This window comes from Cupriavidus sp. GW822-FHT03E04 (assembly GCF_058801495.1).
The window spans coordinates 91,566-109,320 of the sequence record NZ_JBXANI010000017.1 but is presented as its reverse complement, the minus strand read 5'-3'; the positions used below and the strand labels follow the sequence as shown (position 1 = coordinate 109,320).

Sequence of the window (17,755 nt, the reverse complement as noted above, 5' to 3'; positions counted from 1 at the left end):
CAAGGCACCCACTCATCACCAACCAAGGAATCCATGCCATGCGCCTGCTGCTGGTGGAAGACGACCCGATGATCGGCGAAAGCGTAGAGGAAGGCCTGCGGGCCGAAGGCTACGCGGTCGACTGGGTCAGGGATGGCCGCCTCGCCGATGCCGCGCTGGCCGCCAATGCGCCCGGCACCTACGACGCCGTGCTGCTCGACCTTGGCCTGCCCGGCCGCTCCGGCGAGGCGGTGCTGCGGCAACTGCGCGCCCGCGGGCTGGCGCTGCCGGTGCTGATCCTGACCGCGCGCGACGCCACCGCCGACCGCGTGCGCGGCCTGGATGCCGGCGCCGACGATTACATGGTCAAGCCGTTCGACCTCGACGAGCTGTTCGCGCGCATCCGGGCCTTGCTGCGCCGTAGTGCCGGGCGCGTCAGCACCGAGCTGGCGCATGGCCCGGTGCGCCTGGACCCCGCCACGCGCGAGGTGCGCTGCGACGGCGAGATCGTGGCGCTGTCGATGCGCGAGTTCATGGTGCTGCAGGCCTTGATGGAGCAGCCGGGCCACGTTGTGACCCACGAGCGCCTGCGCGAGGCGGTCTACAACATGAATGAGGAAATCAGCAGCAATACAGTGGAAGTCCATATCCATGCGCTGCGCAAGAAGCTTGGCGCCGACTTTATCCGCAATGTGCGCGGTGTCGGCTACAAGCTGGGCGGCCCGGCATGAGAACGATCCGCGCCCAGTTGCTGGCTGGCCTGCTCGGGGCCATGCTCGCATGCGCCCTGGTGGCAGGCGCGGCCGCCTATTTCAAGGTGCGCCGCGAAGCCAACGAGGTCTTCGATGCGCAACTGCAGCAAGCGGCACGCATGTTGCCGACACATCTGGAGCGCGACGCCACGCCGCCGCTGAACGGCAGCGAACTTGACGAGGAGATCGTGGTGCAGGCCTGGGATGTGCAGGGCCGCCAGATCTACGCCTCGCACCCGGTCACGCTGCCGCGCGCGGACCTGCCGGGATTTCATGACCTGCAGGCGCACGGCAGCGAATGGCGCATCTACGGCGTGCTCGCCGGGGACCGCTATGTGCAGGCCGCACAATCGGTGGTGTTTCGCCGCAAGCTGGCGGCCTCGCTGTCGCTTGGCGCGCTGCTGCCCATCCTGGCGCTGGTGCCAGTGCTTGGCTTGCTGATCCACCTGGTGGTCAGGCGCTCGCTGCGCCCGGTCGAGGAGATCGCGCGCGCGGTCGGCAGCCGCTCGGCAAACACCCTGGCGCCGCTGGACGCGCACGGCTGGCCGCCGGAACTGGTGCCGGTGGTGGAAGCCCTCAATGCCCTGCTGGCCCGCCTGCAGCAATCCATGGACACCCAGCGCGCCTTTGTCGCCGACGCCGCGCACGAACTGCGCACGCCGCTCACCGCGCTCAAGCTGCAACTGCAGCTGGCCCTGCGCGCCGACAGCGAAGACAAGCAGAAACTGGCGCTCGCCAAGCTGGGCGAGCGCCTGGACCGCACCACCCACCTGGTGGCGCAGTTGCTGACGCTGGCACGCAGCGAAGACGGCGCCCCTGCCACCCAGGCCCCGCTCGCCGACGTGCGCTTGCGCGATGTGGCGGTGCAGGTGGTGCGCGAGCTGCTGCCTATGGCCGAAGCCAAGGATGTGGACCTCGGCCTGGACGCGAGCGCGCCCGAATGCCGGGTGCGCGGCGTGGGCGGCGATCTCTTCATCCTGCTGCGCAACCTCGCCGACAACGCGATCCGCTACACCAGCCCGGGCGGCCGGGTCGACCTGCGCATCGAATGGCGCAACGGCGCGCCCATGCTGGGCGTGAGCGACAGCGGCCCGGGCATCGCGCCGGCCGAGCGCGACAATGTGTTCCGCCGCTTTCATCGCGGCGACGCCAGCGACGCGCATGGCAGCGGACTGGGCCTGGCGATCGTGCAGAGCATTGCCGCGCGCCATGGCGCCACGGTGTTGCTGGAGGACGGCCCGGCGGGCCGCGGGCTCACGGTGGCCGTGGTATTCCCGGCGCAAAGCGGTGCGTGAAAGGCAACGCCGGTCGTGCATGGCTAGACTTCATTCTTATCCGGAGCTCCGATGCATCCCCAATCCGACTCTCGCTCCCCTGCGTTCTTCGCCCGGCGGGTGGCCGGCCTGCCGACAGCCCTGTGGCTGCTCGCCGGCCTGCTGATCCTGCTGCTGTGGTTCGGCACGCTTGATTTGCGCCACCTGCTCAGCTCCGATGAAGGCCGCTACGCCGAGATCTCGCGCGAGATGTTCGCCAGCGGGGACTGGGTAACGATCCGCTATAACGCGCTCAAGTACTTCGAGAAGCAGCCTTTCCATATGTGGGTGACGGCGCTGTCGTATACCTTGTTCGGCGTGGGCGACTGGCAGGCCCGGCTGTGCGTGGCGCTGTCCGGCATGGTTGGCCTCATCGCGTCGATGTTTGCGGCAACGCGCTGGTACGGCATTCGCGCTGGCCTGCTGACCGGCCTGGTGCTGGTGGCCGCGCCGATGTGGAGCGTGGCCTCGCACTTCAACTCGCTGGACATGACGCTGTCCGGCGCCATGGCCTGCGTGCTGGCCTTCATGCTGGTGGCACAGCATCCCGACGCAACGCCTGCGGCCCGCCGCTACTGGATGTGGGCCTGCTGGGTGGCCATGGGCGTGGCGATCCTGAGCAAGGGACTGGTAGGCATCGCCCTGCCCGGGCTGGTGCTGGTGATTTACACCCTGATCTCGCGCGACTTCGGCCTGTGGCGGCGCCTGCACCTGATCTCCGGCATCGGGCTGATGCTGATCGTCACGGTGCCCTGGTTCTGGCTGGTGTCGGCGCGCAACCCCGAATTCCCGAATTTCTTCTTTATCCACGAGCACTGGCAGCGCTACACCTCGACGGTGCACTCGCGCGGCGGGCCGGTCTGGTACTTCGTGCCGTTGCTGGTGGCGGGCTTCGTGCCCTGGCTGGGCCTGGCGCCGCGCATGTGGGAGGTGGTCCGCGACGATGGCGCCGCGGCGCGCGTGGCGACGGTGCGGCGCCTCCGGCCGGCGCTGTTGCTGGCTGTGTGGGCCATCGCCATCTTTATCTTCTTCAGCCTGTCCGGCTCCAAGCTGCCCGGCTACATCGTGCCGATCTTCCCGGCGCTTGGCATGCTGGCAGCCATGGCGCTGGAGCGCATCGGCGAGCGCGGCTGGCGCCAGCAGCTCAACGCCATGCTGGTGATCATGGCGATCGGGTTGCTGGCCAGCCCGGTGGTGGCCACGCTGCATTCCAACCACACCGCGACCGCCGACTACCGCCGCTACGCGGTCTGGGTGACCGCCGCGTTTGTGGTGATGCTGGCGGGCACGTGGCTGGCGCGCCGGCTGCTGCGCACCCACGGCCTGATGCCGAGCATCGTGGTCTACACGCTAGCGCTGTTCACGGGTTTTACCGGCGCGCTGCTCGGGCACGAATCGATCGGCGGCCCGGCCTCGGGCGCCAGCCTGGTGCCGGCCATCCGGGCGGTGCTCAAGGACGACATGCCGATCTACGGCGTGCGCACGCTGGACCACACCCTGCCGTACTACCTGCGCCACACCACCGTGATGGTGGAACACCCCGACGAACTGGAGTTCGGCACCCAGCAGGAGCCGCAGAAATGGCTGCCCACGCTCGACAGCTTTATCGCCCGCTGGCGCGAGGGGCCACCGGCGCTGGCGATCATGTCCGCCGATACCTACCGCGAGCTGACCACGCGCCAGGTGCCCATGCACCTGGTTGCGCAAGACCAGCGGCGCATCGTGGTAGCCAATTTTCCGGTGCCGCCTTCGCCTGGCCGCTAAGCGCGGCCGGGGCAAATCCAGCACGCCGCAGCATCTAGCTCTTCATGGGTGGCCGACGAAAAACGGTAACGATTGTCATTTGCTATCCGCACCCACCCCTCCCCTTGTTCCACGCGCCGTCTCACGTAAGGTGCCTCCTGTTCCTTGCCGGTGCATCCCCCGCCCGGCGCTACGATTTATCCCGGCCGGTACTGCCGGGACCGGCTACACCAGTGACTTCCCGCATCGATTCCAGGCAAGAAATCGACCTGACATATACCCTGTTTTCGAATTACTTAATCAACGATTCCAATCAAATATGACGGCACGTTCAATAGCACATTTAAGCTGTCAATTTAATAGATCGCCTTACCCCACCAAAGCATGGGACACCACTCCTTGACAGCCCCCATCGCTCTTTTTCCGGACGCATACCGATCTGATTCCGTGCACCCTCACGGCCCCTTTCTTCCATCCACCCTTAAAATTCAAACAACAATCATTATCAATACATGCAATATTTCTCGCAGCAATTTGTCAATAACTGCAGATAATTGGGGCGAGAACCTTACGTTTTCATTTCAATGCCCTCCATAATTTTCCTGATCAGGCAGAGTGCCTTTCTTTCCAGTACCGTATGATTGAGCCTCATCGGAATCGACGTGCGCGGACCACGGTGAATGAATCGGGAGTAGCCCATGCAAATGATGTCTTCCCAGTTCAGTGGCTTCCGGTACGAGGAGCCTGCAGCTCCCGTCATCTGCCTGCGCGACGTCGCCCGCCCGTGTCTTCGTAAGCGGGCCACTGGCAATGCACCCGAAACGCAGGGCCAGGCCAGCGTCGCTGCCAAGGGCTTCTCCAGATGAATTGGGGCGTGCTTGCCTACACCGTGCTGGCGTGCCTGGTGACCGGGTATGCCGCTACTGCGGCCTGGGCAGCATGGCGGCCACCGGCTGCCAGCCACGATCCGGAAAGCACCGGCCTGCGCCCGGTGAGCGTACTGAAGCCGTTGTGCGGCGCCGACCCCCGGCTCTATGACAACCTCGCCGGCCTGTGCCGGCAACAGCATCCGGCGTTCCAGTTGGTGTTCGGTGTGCGCGCGGCAGACGACGCGGCCATCGCCGTGGTGGAACGCCTGCAAGCGGAATTCCCGGATTGCGATATCGTCCTGGTGATCGATCCTCGCGTGCACGGTAGCAATCTCAAGGTCAGCAACCTGATCAACCTGCTGCCGCAGGCACGCTATACATGGCTGGTCGCGGCCGACAGTGACATCGCGGTGCAACCGGATTACCTGGCCCGCGTCACAGCGCCGCTGTCCGATGCCACGGTTGGCGTGGTGACTTGCTTGTACCGGGGCCGACCGGCGAGCGGATTGTGGTCCTTGCTCGGCGCACAATTCATCGACGACTGGTTTGCGCCATCGGTACGTGTAGCCCATGGCTTTGGCTCGAGCCGCTTCTCATTTGGCGCCACCATCGCGCTGCGGCGCGACGTGCTCGATGCCATCGGCGGTTTCTCCGCACTCTCCAACCGGCTTGCAGACGACTTCTGGCTGGGCGAACTGACCCGCCACCAAGGCTTGCGCACGGTACTGTCGGACGTCATCGTCCTTACGGATGTCACTGAAACGCGGCTGGCTGCGCTGTGGGCGCACGAGGTTCGCTGGCTGCGCACCATCCGCTCGCTCAATCCGGCAGGCTTTGCCTTCACCTTCATCACCTTTACGTGGCCCATGCTGGCACTCGCCTGCTGGCTGGCACCCACGCCCATCGTGCTTGGCGTGTCGCTGGCCGGCATAATGGCGCGCTGCATGCTGGCCGGTGGTGCCGGCGCGGCCATGCGGGCACCGCTGCGCGATACGCTGCTGCTGGCCGGATGGGCTACCGCCATGTTTGGCCAGCACGTGCGCTGGCGCGACCAGGTGCTGTCGGTACACGACCACGCCTCGTCGGCCGATGCCCGTCCGACTGCATCGCCGGTGGCACCGCCCGGCGCGGAGCCGCCGCCGGTCACCAGCACGCATGCCCAGCCTGGCATTGCAGCTGGCTTCGCCGGGCTCCCCCGATCCATGCAGACCGAGGGGACACAGATTTCCGATCACGACGGCTCGTCGCCACTGCCTGCTAACGGCATGATTTCCTAGATAAACGCCATGAAAACCCTCTTCCTCCAGATGCCTTCCTTCGATGGCTTTGACGGCGGCGCTTAGGGCAACAGGGCCGTCACGGGCTTCGGTACATACGTCGCCACAAAGGTCAAACATGAAACGTGCTGCACTGCTTGCCACGCCGTTCGCCTTGTTGCTGCCCGTTGTGCTGGCATCGTCCGCAGACATGGCGCACACCGCCCACGCCAGCCATGCGGGACTCTCGCTGTTCTGCGCTGCCGCCGCGGTCTTTGGCATTGTCTATATGGCGTCGGCGGGTGTCCTCATCCGGCGGTTCCTCGCTCGCGCACCCGCAGAGCCCGATAGCTTCCCGCCGGTTACCATCATCAAGCCGCTGCGTGGCCAAGAGCGGATGCTGCTCGATAACCTGGCGAGCTTCTGCAGGCAGGACTACGCGGGCCCCGTGCAGTTCCTGTTCGGCGTGCAGGACCCAGGCGATCCCGCGCTGGAAATTCTGAAGCAGCTTCGGCTTCTGCACCCAGAAGCCCACATCACGGTGGTAAGCGATTCCCGCTTGTCCGGCCCCAACCGCAAGATGAGCAATATCCTCAATATGCTGCCGCAGGTGCAGCACGACGTGCTGGTGTTCGCAGATAGCGATGTTGGCGTCGACCCTGGCTACCTTCGCCATGTCGTCGGCGAACTGCAAAAACCGGACGTTGGGCTCGTGACCTGTCTCTACCGGGGGCGGCCTGCCCCTGGCATCTGGCCTCGGCTATCGGCGATGGCCACCAACTATCAGTTTGTTCCCGGTGTGGTGACCGGCCTCGCGCTCGGGCTCGCGCGCCCCTGCTTTGGCCAAACCATCGCAACGCGCCGGGCGACCGTGGAGAGGATCGGTGGCTTCTTGCAATTCGCGCATCACCTGGCCGAAGATCACGCCATCGGCAAGGCCGTGCGGGAGGCAGGTGAGAAAGTCGCGATCCCGCCATTTTTCGTCACGCATGCTTGTGTCGAAGCCGACGCAACCGAACTGCTGGCACACGAGCTGCGCTGGAGCCGAACGATTCGGACCATCGACCCGGTTGGACATCTGGGCTCCGTGCTGACCTATCCTCTGATCTTTTCCGCGCTCGCCACTCTCGCATCCGGCGGCGCGGCCTGGTCATTGGCGCTGGTACTGACAGCGGTATTGGCAAGGCTGCTGCTCAAGTGGCAAATCGACCATGCCATGTGCCAGCCATACCGCGACGCCTGGCTGCTACCGATCTGGGACCTTTTATCATTCGGCATCTTTGCTGCCAGCTTTTTCTCCAGACGCGTGGTGTGGCGTGGACTCAGTTTCGAGGTCAGTGGCAATGGCCTGCTACACCCGATCAAGAAGGACTGATTCGCGATGCCGGTGCCCTGTCCGGAACGAACAGCTGTGTCCCGCCAGGCGGCGGCATCCGATTTCGATCCTCCTGTCGTCATTGACGCTATTCATCCTAGGAGCGGCAATCGCATCATGAAGTATCTCGGTTCCATAGCGGCCTTTGTCGGCCTGGTGGCTGCGCTCTGGCTCGTCTGGCACGAAGACCCCGGCCAGGTGTTCTCCTTGATGCGCGCCGCGGGGGGCGGACTTGTTATCGCCGGGCTTGCGCATTGGCTTCCCATGCTGTTCAACGCGTGCGACTGGCAGACACTGATTCCAGAAACGAAACGGCCCGGGATTGGCTCGATGCTGCGCCTGGTCTGGATCCGGGAGTCGGTGAACGGCTTGCTGCCTGTCGCCCGCGTAGGGGGCGAGATCGTCTCGTTCCGGCTGATGCGGCACTGGGGACTGCGCGCGTCGACGGCATCGGCCAGCCTGATCGTCGATATGCAACTGACCTTGATCAGCCAGCTGATTTTTACGATGGTGGGAATCGGCTTCCTGCTCTCGGCACACTCGGACTCGAAGGCACTCCAGCTCGCCGGCAGTCTCGTCTGGGGTGTAGTCGCGCTCTTGCCGCTGCTGGCGTTGTTCGCATTGGTGCAGCACGCTAGCCCATTCGAACGGGCCAGTCGTGCTCTCAGCCGGTTGACCAGCGGCAAATTTGCCGCGCTGACTGGCCAGTCGGCCAGGATCGATCAATCGATCAAGCTTGTCTGGCGCCGCCGGGCCGTCATCATTCGCTACCTGTTCTTCTGGCAGCCGCTGCAGTACATGGCGACTGCGCTGGAGCTATGGCTAGCACTGTATTTCCTTGGGGAACCGGTGAACATGATGGATGCCCTGGTGCTCGAAGCCCTGGTTCAGGCACTCAGCAGCGCGGCTTTTTTCGTGCCTGCGGCACTGGGAGTCCAGGAGGGTGGCTTTGTCCTGATCGGGACCGCGCTGGGTCTTGAGCCCACGACCTGCATTGCGCTGGCCGGTGCCCGTCGCATCCGGGACTTGATGATTTACCTGCCCGGGCTGCTTGCCTGGCAAATCTCGGAATCGCGCAGCCGCATCGGCCGGCTTCGCTCCTGACTCGATCTGCAGCGATGCGGAATATGCACCAACTCATGAAAAAGACGCGCCGCGCGCGCCTGAAATCCCGGCAGGGTGACCGCGAGCCACTAACTGGGCTGCCCGGAACGCGCGCCAAGTCCCACTCGTGCGCCGCCCTTTGCTTGTGTTCCGCGTTGCTCGGTTTGCTCAGCGCACCGGCCTCGGCGGTGCTACCGGATGAAATCCAGGTGTACACCGGCGATATCAACGCGCCGGGAGAGTTCGGACTCGAACTGCATCTGAACACCACGCCAAGCGGCCATTCGCGGCCATCTTATCCCGGGGAAGTCACCACGCCGCACGGCTGGCGCGCGACCGCCGAGTTCTCCTATGGCCTCGCGCCTGCCTGGGAACTTGGGCTTTACATCCCCACCATGCTGTCGCGAGACAACAGCTATTACGTGACCGGTCCAAAGCTTCGCGTGAAGTGGATGCCAATCCGCACTGTCGATGGCGCTGGATACTTCGCTGGCGCCAACGTTGAACTCGCGCGCGTCGGACAGAAATTCGAGAGCGCAACCAAGACCCTGGAGCTGCGTCCAATCATTGGTTATCAGGACAGTAATTGGCTCTTTGCCTTTAACCCCGTGTTGGGATGGGATCTTGCTGGCCCGGACAAAAGCGCTGTCCCCAGCGCAACCCCTAGCTTCAAGGTGGCCCGAACAGTATTGCCAGGGTTGCGCGCGGGCGCCGAATACTACACGGATCTGGGCCGCGTCAATCATCCAGCCACGGGGCCTTGGCAGGCGCAGATCATCTATCTTGCTTTCGATGTGAGTCGCGGCCCCCTGGTCTTCAATTTCGGCATAGGCCGCGGGCTATCCCAGGCAGCTGACCGCTGGACACTGAAATGGATCTTCGAAATACCGTTCTCCTGAGCCGCCAGCCTGGGAGAGAACCGCGCCAGGATAGGCGCCAGGAGGTTCTTGAGTCTGGCGCCTTCACGCGCAAATCGGTCATCGACCTATGACCGTCGGGTCCGATTCCTTTGCCCACCCAACAATCACAAACAAGATACGACTGAACCTGAATCCGAATCTGAATCACTTGGATTGCAGATAGGTTGCAACGGCGTTGGCTTGATCGTTGTTCAGATTGTGTGCCACCGCACTCATGACCGGTGCATTGCCGCGCGACTTGTCCCTGAAAGCCTCGATCTGACGTAGCAGATAGGATTTATGCTGCCCGGCAAGTCGCGGGAATTGCGCAGCCCCCTGCCCCTGCGCGCCATGACAGGACGCGCAGGCTGGCACCCCGTCATCGGGAGCGCCATGCTCGAAAATGGTCTGCCCCTTGGACATCAGTGCCGTGTCTCCGGCCGCACCGGGTGCCGCCGTTTGACCTGCATAGTATTCGGCCAGCGATCGGATGGTTGCGTCGTCAAGTTGTGACGCGATACCCCACATGAATGAACGCGCCTCCGATTCGCCACGCGCATGCTCCCGGAAACCTTTGAGCTGCGTCTCCAGGTATTCAGGTGTCTGAGCGTCAAGCCGGGGGAACATTGGCGATTCGCTTCGCCCGTGAATGCCATGGCAAGTTGCGCATAGCTGGGCGGCGAGCTTGGCGCCATCCTCGCCATAAGCCCGCATGATCGCCATGCTCATGCCTGCAAAGGTAAGCAGCGCGAACAACGGTACACGGATGGTCAGCGTCATTTTCATAGTCGTACCAGGCCCGGAAAATCTCCAGCGGCAGATGTTGCCGGTGGCTCGTTCAGAACAGAAACCAGCCGAGCAGATATAGCGTGTTGTTATCGCCGGCATTCCTGCCGTTACCGTCGTAGTTGGAGCGTGCGCCATTGAATTTAAGGAACCACGTGTACTGCACCGCAAACTTGACTTGCGGGTGAGGCAGATAGTTGAGCTCGAAGATCAGCCCGCGCGAGTCGGGATATCCATTGGCGCTGCCTATGACCGGCGCCGGAGTGTACAAGCCCGTATCCGCGTTTCCGGTGGTCGAGAAATAGGCCAGCGTGCCACCATACTTGCGCTGGTAGATATAGGACGCCTTGGCCTTGAAGGTCGTAAGGTGGTCGGTCGGGTTCGCCGGTGTGGGGCCAGCGCCTATGCCGCCGTTGGGAAAGCTCGCGCGCCAGTCCTGTTTCTCGTAGATCCAGGCTGCCTGGGCAGTAAAGGCATGGGGTAGCGTGAGGTACTGGTACTGCGCGTCCAACGCATAGTCGCTGAAGCGGTCCGTGGGCGTGCCGGGCAAGGTGTTGTCCGGATACCGGCTGGCTATCAGGCCAAAGGTGCCCGCCATGATGGAGTGCGGGCCCCACTCCCGGTTGTACGCCACGCGCCAATATGGGTTCGCGCCACTCAAGCGTGCCACGCCCCCGGGTGTGTTGCTATCTTGTCCGGTCCGGAACACCGAGAATGCCTGGTCAGCTGTCCGATAGAGGCCAAACTCGATATAGAGGCTGCGCTGCCAGAAGAGGTACGCGGACGCGCCCGCCACTTGTTGCGCCAACCCGCCATCGATGAGCGTGCTCGCCATTGGCGTTAGCGAAACACTGCTCGACGCGTAGGGATAACCGAAGGCTGGCGTGCTGTTCCACACGTCGGAGACCGTCGGGTTATTGTTGACGGTCATGCCGTAGATGAAGTCGACATCGTTATCTGTCAAGTGCCACGCGGCGCGGATGTCTGTGTTGTCGAGCGCGGCATGATGGGCGATGCCATCGTAGGTCCATTGCGCAAAGGCGCCCACATGGTCAACGATGCGGCCGGCATAAAAGAGGCTCGCCTGCTGCAGCGTAGTGTCGCCATCGCGCAGGAAGTCGTAATTGGCCCGGTCAAGGGTCCTGGTATGTGTTTTTGATACCTGCACCATTGCCGAGACCGGAATGGTGGTGTTGTTCGTCAAGGTGTAGCCAGTCAACTTGAAGAAGCGGCCGAACGGGGTCAGTTCGGGAAAATTCACATGGCAGGCCATGCAGGCCATGCCCGTCTGGCGGGCAAAGGCGGGAACCGCCTCCGCCTGCCTCGGCAGCAGAGCGACCACGCAGGCAAGCGTCAATAGCGCCTCTACCGCGTACCTTGTGTGAGCTCTCATCATGTCCCCCCGCCTTCCCCTCGGATTCCGCTCTTAGGCTGGCACTTTTTCCCAGCCTAGAAAATCAAGTAACCTTTGAACAGGAACTTCGACGCAAAAGCTTGCGCTGCGTCAAGTTGAGCGGATGCGGGCGGCCAGCCGCTACTTCGGCGTTCCCCTTTGCCGCCGTCCAGGCGATTCTGCCAACCCCCTTGATGAGGAAATATGCCCAGGCGACATAAGGAACAGCATCGTGTTGAGGCCATTGGGTGGCTGCGTGCCGCGGTGCTCGGCGCCAATGACGGCATCGTATCGACCGCAAGTCTCGTTATCGGCGTGGCATCGGCACACACCGCTCACGAGAATATCGTGCTCACGGCCGTAGCAGGTCTGGTCGCAGGGGCCATGTCGATGGCAACAGGGGAATACGTATCAGTTTCATCTCAGGCGGATACCGAAGCGGCGGCCTTATCCGAGGAGCAGGCTGAACTCGACGCCGATTTTCCACGCGAGCAGCAAGAACTGACCGCAATCTATATGCATCGTGGCCTGGATCTTTCGCTTGCCAAGCAGGTTGCCGAAAAGCTGATGGCGCACGACGCGCTTGGCACGCATGCACGCGATGAACTGGGGCTTTCGATTGCGACCTCTGCCCGGCCTTTGCAAGCCGCGCTGGCTTCCGCCTGCAGTTTCTCGGTCGGCGCTGCCCTGCCGGCTACCGTCGCAGCGCTTGCCCCTGAATCAGCAGTGATCCCGTGCATAGTCATCTCGGCGTTGATATCGCTGGCTGCCCTGGGCGGCCTGGCCGCAAAAACCGGCGGTGCCAAAGTCGGCCCGGGTGTTATCCGCGTGGTCTCCTGGAGTGCCTTGGCCATGGCTGTGTCATCAGGCATCGGCCTGTTGTTTGGCAACATAGGCTGAGACGCCATAGCCCGCTGGCGCGCAGCTCGAGGCGCCGCCTGAAAGGCTCCCGCTCAAGCTCGCGCAAGCCGACTGCGCAGCGTCGTGACGATGTGGGTCGACGAACGCGTACTCAAAGCGGCTACCACCGGGCCTCGCGCGTCGATCACTGCATGTACCGACTCGAGACGTTTACCGTCGATCGCCTCCGGGCTCGCCACTTCAGTTCCCAGGCAACCGAAGGCCGGTCCGTGCGGGAGTGCTCAACCGCGCGTCCGCTGCCTGTCCGCCGTGCGTCCGCATCACTTGGTGCTTACTACTGTTCGCACACCGGGCGCCGCAATGAGGAATGTACATTGCACAGTTTCGTTCTTTACACTAGGCTCAATCGAATTGAGGAGCTTACACTCTTCGCTTGGAAGCGAGATCGATCAGCGTGCACTCAACCCGATGGATGCCTCGCTTTATCCTTGCCCTGAGTTACGTGATGGCTTCGCTCTCAGGTTTCTATGCATCGCAAAGCGAGGCACAGGACACCGTGGATGCCGATCAGGTCAAACGAGGCCAATACCTGGCAACGGCAGGCGACTGTGTGGCCTGCCACAGTGCCCCTACCGGGAAGCCCTATGCAGGTGGGCTGTCGCTTCCAACGCCCCTGGGTGCCATAGTTTCGACGAATATCACTCCATCGAAAACCCACGGCATCGGCAACTATACGCTTGCACAGTTTACCGACGCGTTGCGCAAAGGCGTGCGTGCAGACGGGCAACGTCTGTATCCGGCCATGCCATACACGTCCTATGCGCTGGTGACCGATGAAGATGCGGCAGCGCTCTATGCCTATTTCATGCATGGCGTAGCGCCTGTAGATGCCGCGCCCAACGCCACTGCCCTGCCCTTCCCCTTCAATATCCGTATGTCGATGGCGGCCTGGAATCTGCTATTCCTCGACGACAAGCCATTCCGCACCGACCCGGGCAAGAGCGCTGAGTGGAACCGCGGCGCCTACCTGAGCCGCGGGCTGGCGCACTGCAGCGCCTGCCATACCCCACGTAATGTCATGATGGCCGAAGATAGCGCTCGTGAGTTCGGTGGCGGGGATGTGGGGACATGGTATGCACCGAATATCACTTCGGATGCGATCAGCGGCATCGGGAGTTGGAACGAGCAGGAGATTGCCGCCTATCTGCGCAACGGTGATGCCGTGAATAAATCACAGGCCGCCGGGCCAATGGCCGAAGCCATTGATCACAGCCTGAGACATCTGAACGACGCCGACCTGCATGCTATTGCGATCTATCTGAAGAGCGTGCCCCCGATTCACGATGTCGCGGATACCCGTGCAGCCTCTGCATGGGGTGCCAAGGCGGACGATCTGATCAGTATTCGCGGGGTTGCCTTGCCCACTGACCTGAACCGGATGAGCGGCCCCCAACTCTATGATGCCCATTGCGCGACTTGCCACCAGGCACACGCGGAGGGAAGTTTTGACGGAGGGTTGCCCTCATTGTTTCACAATGCGGCGCTTGGCAGGTCCAAGGCCAACAACCTGGTCATGGTGATACTGGACGGCGTTCAGCGCCAGGTCGATCCGCCTGAACTGCGGATGCCCGGATTCGCCCATTCACTCACCGACCAGCAGATCGCGACGCTGGCGTCCTACCTGACGCAACGCTACGGTAATCCCAAGGTGATCGTCACGGCCGATGAAGTCAAATCGCTGCGGCAGGGCGGAGCGCCGTCGAATCTTGTCGCCCTCGCCCGTGCCGGCATGGCGGTAGGTCTGCTTGTGGTCATTGGCCTGGTATTTTTCGTCGTCCGACGCAAGCGCAGAAGGTCAACCTAAGCGGATGCAGGGCCGGCATGACGGCTGTGGGGCGAACCGTCAACCTGAAACTGGCATATTTGCGGAGCCACCTGGAGAGATGATGAAGCCATCCCATTTTCTCAAGGCTACAGCTATCCCGTTGCTCTGGCTTGCTGGCGCGTCGGCCAGCGCGCAAAGCAGCGTCACGCTGTACGGCATCGTGGACGATGCGCTTGTCTATGCGAACAATCAGCAAGGCCACTCCAATTTCTATACCCGAAGCGGCAATGTCTCGGCTTCGCGTTTCGGCCTGCGCGGTAGCGAACCCCTCGGCGGGACAACCTCAGCCATCTTCGATCTGCAGGAGGGTTTTGATATCGACTCGGGCAAGGAATCCAGTTCCGGCCTGATATTTAACCGGCAGGCCTTTGTCGGCCTGCAGGACACACGTGCCGGGACGCTGACATTAGGTCGCCAGTACTCAGCCTATTACCAAATACTCGGCGGGATCGGGCCCGTTGGGTATCTGACCGGCGCGACGGGCGCACACCCTGGCGATCTCGACGCCCTGGATACCACGGTCCGCCTCAACAATTCTGTCCAGTACGTCACCCCGCTACTTTCCGGCTTTAGCGCGGCCGTGCAATACGCCTTTGGGGAGATACCTGGAACCTTGCAGCGCGGCAGTTCCTTTAGCTCGGGCATCAAATACGCAAATGGGCCGTTTACCATCGGTGCAGCCTATCTGCGTTTGTACAACACCGGAAACGTGCGGGCGCTCGATCCCAATGCGAGTGGCAGCTATGGTTCCTCATCGGTCACTACCGGCTTTGTGTCCGCGCATGATGTCCAGCACGTTGGCGCGGCGGCTACGTACAAGCTGGGGCTGGCGCTCCTTGGACTTAATTACACCAACGTGCGGTTCAAGCCAGGCAATAGTTCGCTATTTACCGACACCGCTGTATTCAACACTTACGGCGCCATCGCCCACTTCGATATCGCCCCGCAGTTCGACGCCGCCGTCGGCTATAGCTACACGCGCGCCAGTACCTCAAACGGCATTTCCGATAGCGCCCGCTATCACCAAGTGTCGCTCAAGGAGTCCTATCACTTCTCGAAGCGCACTGCGCTATACGCGCTGCAGGCCTACCAGCACGCAAGCGGGCAGACGCTCGGTGCTGCCGGCGGTGCGCAAATCGTCAATGCAACGGCGACCGTGGGCGATTCGCAAAATAGTACGCCGGCTTCTGGCAGCAATCAGTTTGTTGGCATGTTTGGCATCGTGCATAATTTTTGAGCAAACCGGGCGTCAACCGCTTCCGCAGGAGGCGACGGCATTTCTTTCCTGGACGGGTATCGCTATGGAATCTCGCGAACAAATAACGACGAAGGACGCTGAGCCAAATCGCGCCCGCCGGGCGTTGCTGGCCGGCTTGCTCTCCACCTATACAGCCTCGCTGATTCCCTGGGCGCTGGCCCAGCCCGTAGCCAATGGCGATCAGGGTGCGTTTCTCGCGCTCTCCGCCATCATAGCGGGGCGACAGACACTTGACGGCGCACTGGCAAAGCGCCTGTATCAGGCGCTGACCGACGACGATGCCAAATTCCCCGCGGAGGCCCGCCAGTTGCTGGCCCTCATCGACGAGCGCAAGATCGACCCACTTCAATTACAGCAGGTGCTCGACAGTGAGCAGTCGCCGCTGGCCACCTTACCGCGCAAGATTGCGACGGCGTGGTTCATGGGCATGGTTGGCAGTGGCGACAACGTGCGGACTATCGCCTATGAAAACGCACTCAATGCCGTCATCGTCTCGGATGTCTTGAAACCCCCGACCTACTGTTTTGGCGTCTATGGCAGCTGGGCAGCGAAGCCGAACGCAGGAGCGAAGAATGGCTGACCAGTCATCTGCTGATTTTGTCGTCATTGGATCGGGAATCATCGGTTCGCTGACCGCGCGAAAACTGGTCACGAGTGGCGCCTCCGTACTGATCCTGGAGGCGGGGCCGCGTATCACTCGCGCCGAAATCGTTGCACGATTCCGGAACTCCACGCGCAGGAGCGACTGGCTGTCGCCCTATCCGCCCGCCCCATGGGCACCACACCCGATCTACCAGCCTAAGGACAATGGGCATCTGATTCAAGCCGGACCCTACCCATATCCCGCTGAATACATGCGGATCTACGGTGGCAGCACCTGGCACTGGGCGGCACAAGCCTGGCGCAACGTACCGAACGACTTCCGGATACAGAGTTTGTATGGCGTCGGAGTCGACTGGCCTATCACCTATGGAGAGCTCGAGCCGTTCTACCAGGAAGCGGAAGAAATCATGGGCGTGTCGGGAGCGCCCAATACCGGCTCGCCACGCACCAAACCGTTTCCGATGGAGCCAGTAGCGGAAGCATGGGCCATGCGCCGGATTCGGGAGCGGCTCGCCCCCGCCTATGAAGTGGTCAGCAACACCACAGCGCGCAACAGCCGAACCTACGACGGCAGACCGCCGTGTTGCGGCAATAACAGTTGCCAGCCGATCTGCCCGATCGACGCGCAATACAATGGCGGCGTCGCCGCAGCCTCGGCGGAGGCTGCTGGCGTCACCATCCTGACAAGTGCAAACGTCTACAAGCTGGAGCACGACGACAAAGGGCGAATCACCGCAGCCCTGTACTATGATCCGGACAAGCGATCTCATCGTGTCACCGGCAAGATCTTTGTCGTCGCGGCCAACGGGATCGAAAGCCCAAGGCTGCTCTTGCTCTCGGCGAGCGACAAGTTCCCCAAGGGCCTGGCGAACAGCAGCGACATGGTCGGCAGGAACCTGATGGATCACCCGAGCACCTCGCTCACATTCGACGCCGATGAAGACCTGTGGCTGGGACGGGGACCACAGAGCCCCACCTCCATCAACACCCTGCGCGATGGCGCCTTCCGTTCCGAGCACGCCCCATACCGGCTGGACTTCACGAATATCTCCCGCATCGATGGCACCACGAGAGCATTGATCAGCGCGGGAGTCTATGGCGTGGAATTCGAACAGCGTTTGCGCTACAGCGCGGCACGGGAGATGAGCCTGAAGAACGTCCTGGAAGTGCTTCCGCACCCGGAAAATCGGATTACCCTGAGCGACCAGAAAGATGCCATGGGTATCCCGAAACCCCAGGCTCACTATTCCATCGACGACTACACACGCCGGGGAGCCGAACGTTCAAAAGATGATTTCAAGCGGGTTGCAGAACTGATGGGGGGCACAAATCTGCGCCAAAGCAAGGACGGTGATTTCGCCAATAACCAGCACATCTGCGGCACGCTGAGCATGGGTAACGACCCCGCAAAGTTCGTTTGCGACCAATGGGGGCGCACGTACGACCATGAAAACCTGTTCCTCGCGAGCACCGGGGTGTTACCGACCGCAGGTACCTGTAACTCGACGGAGAACGGCCTCGCCGTGGCCTTGCGGACAGCCCAACACATTCTGTCGGAACAGGCAGGCCGGCCAACACCAAATGGAGATCAATCAAAGCCCTCTGGGTGAAGTGACTGTTGCACACGGCAGTGAGCCGCACCCTGGTCATGGCGTACCAGTTCGGCACCAACATGCGCT

At 62.4% G+C, this 17,755-nt stretch carries 14 protein-coding genes; 12 read left to right on the top strand and 2 right to left on the bottom strand.

Going from position 1 to position 17,755, the window contains the following annotated elements; translation table 11 throughout:
* The first annotated feature begins 38 nt into the window (after nucleotides 1-38).
* The 7 genes from AC1RQC_RS24570 (at nucleotide 39) to AC1RQC_RS24540 (ending at nucleotide 9,290) form a co-directional block, all read left to right on the top strand.
* A complete protein-coding gene (locus AC1RQC_RS24570; RefSeq protein ID WP_492371235.1) occupies nucleotides 39-710 on the top strand; it encodes a response regulator in 672 nt (223 codons plus the stop codon).
* Nucleotides 707-2,026, top strand: a complete 1,320-nt coding sequence (locus AC1RQC_RS24565) for an ATP-binding protein (RefSeq protein ID WP_492826687.1) — start codon at nucleotides 707-709, stop codon at nucleotides 2,024-2,026. The genes AC1RQC_RS24570 and AC1RQC_RS24565 overlap by 4 nt, the downstream gene beginning before the upstream one ends.
* 51 nt (nucleotides 2,027-2,077) lie before the next feature.
* The gene (locus AC1RQC_RS24560) at nucleotides 2,078-3,808 is read left to right on the top strand and encodes a glycosyltransferase family 39 protein (protein ID WP_492884896.1); all 1,731 of its coding nucleotides are present in this window, start codon (nucleotides 2,078-2,080) and stop codon (nucleotides 3,806-3,808) included.
* A gap of 841 nt (nucleotides 3,809-4,649) precedes the next feature.
* Nucleotides 4,650-5,933, top strand: coding sequence for a bacteriohopanetetrol glucosamine biosynthesis glycosyltransferase HpnI (gene hpnI, locus AC1RQC_RS24555; RefSeq protein WP_492884894.1), 1,284 nt, complete (start codon nucleotides 4,650-4,652; stop codon nucleotides 5,931-5,933).
* A 118-nt stretch (nucleotides 5,934-6,051) separates the two neighbouring features.
* Nucleotides 6,052-7,287 (top strand): bacteriohopanetetrol glucosamine biosynthesis glycosyltransferase HpnI, encoded by a 1,236-nt coding sequence (gene hpnI / locus AC1RQC_RS24550; RefSeq protein ID WP_492884892.1) that lies wholly within the window; start codon nucleotides 6,052-6,054, stop codon nucleotides 7,285-7,287.
* Between the two features lie 117 nt (nucleotides 7,288-7,404).
* On the top strand, nucleotides 7,405-8,391 hold the full coding sequence (locus tag AC1RQC_RS24545; RefSeq protein WP_492884960.1) for a lysylphosphatidylglycerol synthase domain-containing protein: 987 nt from the start codon (nucleotides 7,405-7,407) through the stop codon (nucleotides 8,389-8,391).
* Nucleotides 8,392-8,426: 35 nt separating this feature from the next.
* Nucleotides 8,427-9,290: a hypothetical protein gene (locus AC1RQC_RS24540; protein ID WP_492371232.1), complete on the top strand. Its 864-nt coding sequence runs from the start codon at nucleotides 8,427-8,429 to the stop codon at nucleotides 9,288-9,290.
* A 165-nt stretch (nucleotides 9,291-9,455) separates the two neighbouring features.
* On the opposite strand, the gene AC1RQC_RS24535 is transcribed toward AC1RQC_RS24540, so the two are convergent.
* Both AC1RQC_RS24535 and AC1RQC_RS24530 read right to left on the bottom strand, forming a co-directional pair.
* A complete protein-coding gene (locus AC1RQC_RS24535; RefSeq protein ID WP_492826775.1) occupies nucleotides 9,456-10,019 on the bottom strand; it encodes a c-type cytochrome in 564 nt (187 codons plus the stop codon).
* A 109-nt stretch (nucleotides 10,020-10,128) separates the two neighbouring features.
* The gene (locus AC1RQC_RS24530) at nucleotides 10,129-11,337 is read right to left on the bottom strand and encodes a cytochrome C (RefSeq protein WP_492884958.1); all 1,209 of its coding nucleotides are present in this window, start codon (nucleotides 11,335-11,337) and stop codon (nucleotides 10,129-10,131) included.
* Nucleotides 11,338-11,673: 336 nt separating this feature from the next.
* Between AC1RQC_RS24530 and AC1RQC_RS24525 the strand changes: the two genes are divergently transcribed.
* The 5 genes from AC1RQC_RS24525 to AC1RQC_RS24505 all read left to right on the top strand — a co-directional run bounded on the left by AC1RQC_RS24525 (nucleotide 11,674) and on the right by AC1RQC_RS24505 (nucleotide 17,686).
* Nucleotides 11,674-12,369, top strand: a complete 696-nt coding sequence (locus tag AC1RQC_RS24525) for a VIT1/CCC1 transporter family protein (protein ID WP_416052661.1) — start codon at nucleotides 11,674-11,676, stop codon at nucleotides 12,367-12,369.
* 466 nt (nucleotides 12,370-12,835) lie between these two features.
* Nucleotides 12,836-14,194 carry a c-type cytochrome gene (locus AC1RQC_RS24520; protein ID WP_492371231.1) on the top strand — a complete coding sequence of 453 codons (1,359 nt, stop codon included), beginning with the start codon at nucleotides 12,836-12,838 and terminating at the stop codon, nucleotides 14,192-14,194.
* A gap of 79 nt (nucleotides 14,195-14,273) precedes the next feature.
* Entirely contained in the window at nucleotides 14,274-15,452 is a 1,179-nt protein-coding gene (locus AC1RQC_RS24515) for a porin (protein ID WP_492371230.1), read from the top strand.
* Nucleotides 15,453-15,516: 64 nt separating this feature from the next.
* Nucleotides 15,517-16,053, top strand: a complete 537-nt coding sequence (locus tag AC1RQC_RS24510; RefSeq protein WP_492371229.1) for a sugar dehydrogenase complex small subunit — start codon at nucleotides 15,517-15,519, stop codon at nucleotides 16,051-16,053.
* Nucleotides 16,046-17,686, top strand: a complete 1,641-nt coding sequence (locus AC1RQC_RS24505; RefSeq protein ID WP_492884889.1) for a GMC family oxidoreductase — start codon at nucleotides 16,046-16,048, stop codon at nucleotides 17,684-17,686. Before AC1RQC_RS24510 ends, AC1RQC_RS24505 begins: the two co-directional genes overlap by 8 nt.
* Nucleotides 17,687-17,755 lie beyond the last annotated feature (69 nt).

Coding starts and splice junctions, on each gene's coding strand:
- AC1RQC_RS24570 (WP_492371235.1), top strand. CDS start 39: ATGCGCCTGCTGCTGGTGGAAGACGACCCGATGATCGGCGAAAGCGTA.
- AC1RQC_RS24565 (WP_492826687.1), top strand. CDS start 707: ATGAGAACGATCCGCGCCCAGTTGCTGGCTGGCCTGCTCGGGGCCATG.
- AC1RQC_RS24560 (WP_492884896.1), top strand. CDS start 2,078: ATGCATCCCCAATCCGACTCTCGCTCCCCTGCGTTCTTCGCCCGGCGG.
- hpnI (WP_492884894.1), top strand. CDS start 4,650: ATGAATTGGGGCGTGCTTGCCTACACCGTGCTGGCGTGCCTGGTGACC.
- hpnI (WP_492884892.1), top strand. CDS start 6,052: ATGAAACGTGCTGCACTGCTTGCCACGCCGTTCGCCTTGTTGCTGCCC.
- AC1RQC_RS24545 (WP_492884960.1), top strand. CDS start 7,405: ATGAAGTATCTCGGTTCCATAGCGGCCTTTGTCGGCCTGGTGGCTGCG.
- AC1RQC_RS24540 (WP_492371232.1), top strand. CDS start 8,427: ATGAAAAAGACGCGCCGCGCGCGCCTGAAATCCCGGCAGGGTGACCGC.
- AC1RQC_RS24535 (WP_492826775.1), bottom strand. CDS start 10,019: ATGAGCATGGCGATCATGCGGGCTTATGGCGAGGATGGCGCCAAGCTC.
- AC1RQC_RS24525 (WP_416052661.1), top strand. CDS start 11,674: ATGCCCAGGCGACATAAGGAACAGCATCGTGTTGAGGCCATTGGGTGG.
- AC1RQC_RS24520 (WP_492371231.1), top strand. CDS start 12,836: ATGGCTTCGCTCTCAGGTTTCTATGCATCGCAAAGCGAGGCACAGGAC.
- AC1RQC_RS24515 (WP_492371230.1), top strand. CDS start 14,274: ATGATGAAGCCATCCCATTTTCTCAAGGCTACAGCTATCCCGTTGCTC.
- AC1RQC_RS24510 (WP_492371229.1), top strand. CDS start 15,517: ATGGAATCTCGCGAACAAATAACGACGAAGGACGCTGAGCCAAATCGC.
- AC1RQC_RS24505 (WP_492884889.1), top strand. CDS start 16,046: ATGGCTGACCAGTCATCTGCTGATTTTGTCGTCATTGGATCGGGAATC.